Consider the following 5,956-nt stretch of genomic DNA (forward strand, 5'->3'; position numbering starts at 1 on the left):
GCAGCTTCCAACGCAGCTTCCAACGCAGCTTCCAACGCAGCTTCCAACGCAGCTTCCAACGCAGCTTCCAACGCAGCTTCCAACGCAGCTTCAACTACAATATCTGTAAATTCTAATTCTAATTCTAATTCTAATTCTAATTCTAATTCTAATTCTAATTCTAATTCTAATTCTAATTCTAATTCTAATTCTAATTCTAATTCTAATTCTAATTCTAATTCTAATTCTAATTCTAATTCTAATTCTAATTCTAATTCTAATTCTAATTCTAATTCTAACTTTATATCAAAACAATCAACGGTTGTTGTTGATGCAATTGTTAAGGCTGTAGAGGAAATTGTTGATAATTCAGACGATTCATCTAAAGGGTTAACAGATGCAGAAAAATTACTTAAAAAATAACGAAGGAAACTGAAAAAGATGAAAAAAAATCTGAAAAAGATCTAGAAAAAGAGATTAAACAGGCTCAGAAAGAATCTGACAAAGGAAACTTAGTTGCATTAGTTCTTTATAACATGGAATTAGATGAATTAAATAAAGAATTTAACGGAAATACCTTTGATCCACTTTACCAAAAACAATTATCACTTCTTAAAAATCAATATGATCAAAATATTCAAAAAGTAAAAATGGTCTACTTTGATAATGTTTTAAAAATAAATCCCGGATTCACAATAATTGCAGATAATTTACAAAAAACAGAATCTCAAGACAAACACACAGAAATGCAAAAGGAGAAAAATCCTGGAATTATGATTAAAAAAGTAGATAAACAAATCAGAGCATTAATGCAAGATGAAAATCCATATGAAAATGCATGGAAATATGGTGTGGATGCAGATAAAAATCAAGTAAGACTTGTTTTGGAGTTATCAAACACAAATCCTGAAACAATTGAAAAAATTCAAAGTCAATCAGATGTCGAAGTACAGAATGGCAAATATGTTCAAATAACGACTAATGTTAATAATATTCCACGAATCAACTCATTTCAAGAAGTTGATAACATAAGATCCACATCAAAACCAACATTTGATACTGGTGATGCTTTTAATATCGTAAAATCACCCTTTTTGAATTCTGATCAAATAATTAAAACACTTGGGGATCTTAAGTACTCAAATCTTATCCAACTAAGCGCAGATGTTTCAGACTTGAATCGTTTAACCAGTGCTGATTACAAATATCCTATCTCTGAAGGCGTTTATGCAATTAATGCTGATATAGTACAAAATTCTGGCATTACTGGAAAAGATATCAAAGTTGCAGTACTTGATATGTTATTTTATACAGACAATCCAAAAATCTCAGATAACATTGTAAACTTTAAATCATTTAGGAATTCATTTGAAAATTCAATGTCTGCTCAATCTATTACAAATGAAGAGAACATCAGTCACGGGACTGCGGTAGCTGAAATAATTACAGATGTTGCCCCAAATTCTAAATTATATCTATATGAGATGAATACTGACGTTGAATTCGGACGTGCTATTGATGAAGCAATTTCTAATGATGTTGATATAATTGCAATGGCTGCAGGATGGCCAAATCTTTCTACAGATGGTTCTAGTCAAATTACCAAAAAAGTTGAAGAAGCAATTAACCATGGTATTTCCGTAATTGTTCCTTCAGGAAACTTTGCACAAAAACACTGGCAGGGAACATTTTCAGATAACGATCTAAATGCATGGCATGAGTTTGCACAAAAGGATGAAGGGTTAACAATTACCGTATCAGAGTCACAAATAAAAAACAATGTGCCAATAATGCTTTATCTAAACTGGAATGATGGACTAGGTGATTTCTCTGACTTTGATCTTGTTTTAGTAGACCCATTAGGAAAAATTGTAGATTATTCAGCCAATACCCAAACAGCAAATTCTCAAAAAATTGAAAGCATATTCTACATCCCTCAAATGGCTGGATTATATACGGTAGGCATTTCATATGCAGGAGAATTCAAATCATTAGATGATGTGCCTGATTATTCCAAGTTAGAGTTATTCTCAGTTAACAACAATATTGAATATCCTATAGCTGCAAGTAGTGCTGTTGTTCCATCTGATGCTAAAGGAGTAATTGTTGTTGGTGCAGTTAACAACAAAGATGGTGTATTGGAATCATTTAGTTCTCATGGGCCTACAAACAATGGAAAATCTGTTCCTAATGTAGTTGGTCCAAACGGTGTTACCACAATTGCATACAATGGAAATCTATTCTATGGAACATCTGCAACAACCCCATATGTTGCAGGAATTGCGGCATTGATGTTAGATGCAAATCCAAATCTCTCCCCATCTCAATTATTAAATCAAATTGAGCAGCATGCTAAACCAAAACATATGGAAACTAATTATAAAAATGAATACGGCTTTGGATTGGTTGATGCATCATTTATCATAAATAAAAATTAAGATGTTGGTATTTACTGCCACTTTGAATTATTGTTAAACAATCCTAGAATGTAAAATATTTTTTGTAAAAAACATGATATCCTTTGAATGTGTGTAATTGAATTACAAACAAGTCTATACTAACAAGAATTTCTATGATATTTCAATGAGGCAAATGATTACAAATGAGTATTCAGGTAAAAAACTTTTAATTCTGATGATTGCTACAGGCGTAGCGTTTTCAAGCATAACTTTCTTCATGCTTGGTGACGGACTTTTGGCATCATCATTGCTTTCTGAAAACGATTACAAAATGCTATGTGATACTGGACTTTGTTTTAATCCAATTACATCCAGTTTCCCTACAGGAGTATTTATTCAACAAAGCTACGAGTTTGATCAAATGACTATTAATCAAAATTCTGAGAGTTTCTCAAAATTCAGACCTGTCAAGGCTTCTACTGCTGACTTTGTACTAACTGATAATTCTGCAATTCTCTATTCTACAAAAGATAGTTTTGTTAGAGAAGGAATCAAGAATTCCAACGAAGGTTCAAACAAAGAACTACGAGTAATGGGCACTGGTCCTACTAATAACAGAGTTTTAGTTGGCTTTGATGAATCTCAAATAGGTACTGTATTAAAAGAAAAATCTCTAGAATCTGCAAAATTGAGAATTTTTGTAGTTGATAATGATCATAGATGGAAAGAAGGACAAACAGTAGTTGTTCATAGTCTTAATGAAAACTGGCAGGAAGGCGTTGGTGAAAATGCTCCGTTTGCTAATTTCATTGGAACTCAAAAAGGTGTTACTTGGAATTGTTCATCTGATGATCAAGATTGTACTAACTGGAATGGCGGTAACTTTCAAGGAACCGTTACTGACTCTGTGGTGATCTCAAATGACGTATCTGGAAAATGGATTGAATTTGATGTAACTACTGATATCTTGGCTTTCCTAAATGGTTCACCAAACTATGGATGGGTTATTATGAAAAGTGATGAAGACGCTCCAGGTAGAATAAACATCGCAGCAAGAGAAACACAGACAAATATTCCTCAACTGGAATTAATCTTTGCATAAGCAAAGTACTTTCTTTATTTTTATTTCATACACAAATCTTGAATCTGTCAAGCTTAAATTGGGCGACTTTGGGGATTTACTGGGATCGTGGTCTAGCTTGGTATGATTCTGCGTTTGGGACGCAGAGGTCGTGTGTTCAAATCACGCCGATCCCACCATCCATTATCTTATTATCAAATAACATCCTAGTTTTATCGCCGAGCAATGAGGAAGAGTTAGAGTAATGAGTTTGATATGAACTAAAATTAATGGCTCTGAGCTCCGGCATGTTTTTATCAATTGTATTCTGAATCGATTCTATTGAATTTTGAAAAACGTGATATCATTTTGATAGTGGGGCTTTTACTTTTCATGATTGGTTTAATTCCATTCATGGCTCCAATATACGCGGTTTTAATTGCAATTGCAATGTATTTTGGAATAAAATTCTATGTTGGAGTTAGGAAAAAATCTATTGAAAAAGAGTTGGGAGAAGGAATGTGTCTTGAATGCGGTGCTAAGATTTACGATCAAAAATGCCCTAACTGTGATTCTTTAAATGAAAAATTATAAAAAATATGCAAAATAAAATTCTCACTAATCTTTTCTACTGGCAAAAATATTTTTGAAATATTCATTAAAATCAAATAAATTTTAAGTGAATTTCTTATATGTTTATTTTTAATGATGTGTATATAGTAACATGAGAGAAGACTATGCAGAGTATACAAAATGTATTGAGTGTAATACTTCATTACTGCTTTGTTATTGCAATTGTCCTAAATGTGGTAAACGAGAAGATTGTACATGTGAACTTTTACCCCTAAAATTAAATTATTTAAAATATTAAAATTTAATTAATCTATTTTTATTTTATTAGTTCTATTTTCATTTTTTATAATTTATTATTGACTAGTGATAAATCAAATATGGCATCTTGTCTTTGCTATCTGGAATAGGGTTTGAGCACTGTCCACACTTTGGTCGTATTAACTCTGCATCATAATCCACTTCTCCTATCGGTTTATCACAAATCACACATCTTACAGTTTTAGTGTCATAAATATTCAAATTTATTTTATCCTCCTGTCACTGTATCAAATAATACGCATTCGCAATCATCTCTTTTTCCACAATATGGACAAGAACAATGACAATGTAGTAATGGATTATTGCAAATATTACAATCAGTATATTTTATCTCGCTTTTTTCTAAAATCTTATCCAACAAGTTTATCACCTCCCAAATTATTCTATCCAGCCCCCACATGAAAGACATATTTGCATTCCATCTTCGTTTTCATAACTTTCTGATCCGGGAGGACATTCACATTTTACAATTTCTTGCATAGTTTCTATATGTGGTTCTGATATTATAATTCAGATTTTAAAATCTTAAAAATCATTCAAATTTTTTAATAATAATTGGATGTTTGTTTATGTTTCAGACAATCGAAAATAAATTCCATTATCGCTGTAATGCATCATGAAAGATAAAAAAGAAAAAGAACGAGAGAAATTCAAAGAAAGATTTGACAAAAACGAAGTGTTGGCATTTACCTGATAAATATGGATGATATTTACCAACATATCTATGATGCACGACTAGATCCAGAGTTTGAGACGATACTGATTAAACTTTTACGTTACAATATGTCTCCTATAGTTGAAGTTCCTGTACGTTATTTTCTGCAAGAATATATTATAATCCGTGATGATTTTTGGATTGAATTTAGAAAATCCAATTCCTTTGATATGGCATTTGATAAGTACTATCAATATGCAAAAAATAAATGCATGTTGATCGATTCTCTCCTAGAAAATCTCAATTTCACCCTTAGTTATGACCCTTTAAGAAATGACTTGTCTTTATTGATGAAAGAAAGTTTAACCTTTTGAATTAATTGATTTGAATTAAACTATCAAGATAAGGTATGCTGTGTTGTTTTGATCTACAATATATTTTTCGTAAATGATAAAGCTGATTGTTCAAATCCCATTTTTTTATAAAATTTATGTGAATCTTTTCGTTGATTACCTGATTCTAGTCTAATTCTATAACATTTTTTCTTTTTAGATAACTCCGTGCAATGTTGAATTAATTTTTCCCCAATTCCTTGATTACGAAATTCTTTTGATACTACAAGCTCTGGAATATACATTTCAAGTTTTGCACGATTTAATCTTCTAATAAATACAATACTTGCAACTCCAATTATCTTTGAATTTTCTTTGGCAACAAGAATCTCTTTTTGCGGATCTGCCAAATAATCATCGATTTTATTTTTGAATATTTTTAGCTCATTACTATCAATTGGTTTTGGCCTTTCCAGTTCGTACAGAATTTCAAGTATGTCTTTGACATCCTTATCTTGGGCCCTTCTAACTGAGACCTCCATACTTAGTATAGTGTGATATGATATATCTAATTTCCAAAAAATACGCTTTATTTCTATTTGATGAACCTATATTCACTATTTTAAAAATTAAAAAACAT

General features: G+C 31.3%; 6 protein-coding genes and 1 tRNA gene. 5 read left to right on the forward strand and 2 right to left on the reverse strand.

What is annotated here, in order from left to right:
• The 5 genes from BG20_RS12695 to BG20_RS05700 all read left to right on the forward strand — a co-directional run.
• The coding region (locus BG20_RS12695; protein WP_010192061.1) for a hypothetical protein at positions 1–402 on the forward strand (402 nt) is incomplete at its 5' end.
• Between the two features lie 113 nt (positions 403–515).
• Positions 516–2,417 (forward strand): S8 family serine peptidase, encoded by a 1,902-nt coding sequence (locus BG20_RS05685; protein ID WP_010192062.1) that lies wholly within the window; start codon positions 516–518, stop codon positions 2,415–2,417.
• A gap of 97 nt (positions 2,418–2,514) precedes the next feature.
• Positions 2,515–3,480, forward strand: coding sequence for a DNRLRE domain-containing protein (locus tag BG20_RS05690; protein WP_010192063.1), 966 nt, complete (start codon positions 2,515–2,517; stop codon positions 3,478–3,480).
• An 81-nt stretch (positions 3,481–3,561) separates the two neighbouring features.
• Positions 3,562–3,638: transfer RNA gene (locus BG20_RS05695), tRNA-Pro, on the forward strand.
• Between the two features lie 142 nt (positions 3,639–3,780).
• Entirely contained in the window at positions 3,781–4,032 is a 252-nt protein-coding gene (locus BG20_RS05700) for a hypothetical protein (protein WP_238527530.1), read from the forward strand.
• Positions 4,033–4,371: 339 nt separating this feature from the next.
• Here BG20_RS05700 and BG20_RS12700 read toward each other — a convergent pair whose 3' ends face one another.
• The gene (locus BG20_RS12700; protein ID WP_193353025.1) at positions 4,372–4,530 is read right to left on the reverse strand and encodes a hypothetical protein; all 159 of its coding nucleotides are present in this window, start codon (positions 4,528–4,530) and stop codon (positions 4,372–4,374) included.
• A gap of 881 nt (positions 4,531–5,411) precedes the next feature.
• The gene (locus tag BG20_RS05710; protein ID WP_010192068.1) at positions 5,412–5,858 is read right to left on the reverse strand and encodes a GNAT family N-acetyltransferase; all 447 of its coding nucleotides are present in this window, start codon (positions 5,856–5,858) and stop codon (positions 5,412–5,414) included.
• Between the last annotated feature and the right edge of the window lie 98 nt (positions 5,859–5,956).

It is taken from the genome of Candidatus Nitrosarchaeum limnium BG20 (genome assembly GCF_000241145.1).
GTDB classification, from domain to species: Archaea; Thermoproteota; Nitrososphaeria; order Nitrososphaerales; family Nitrosopumilaceae; genus Nitrosarchaeum; species Nitrosarchaeum limnae.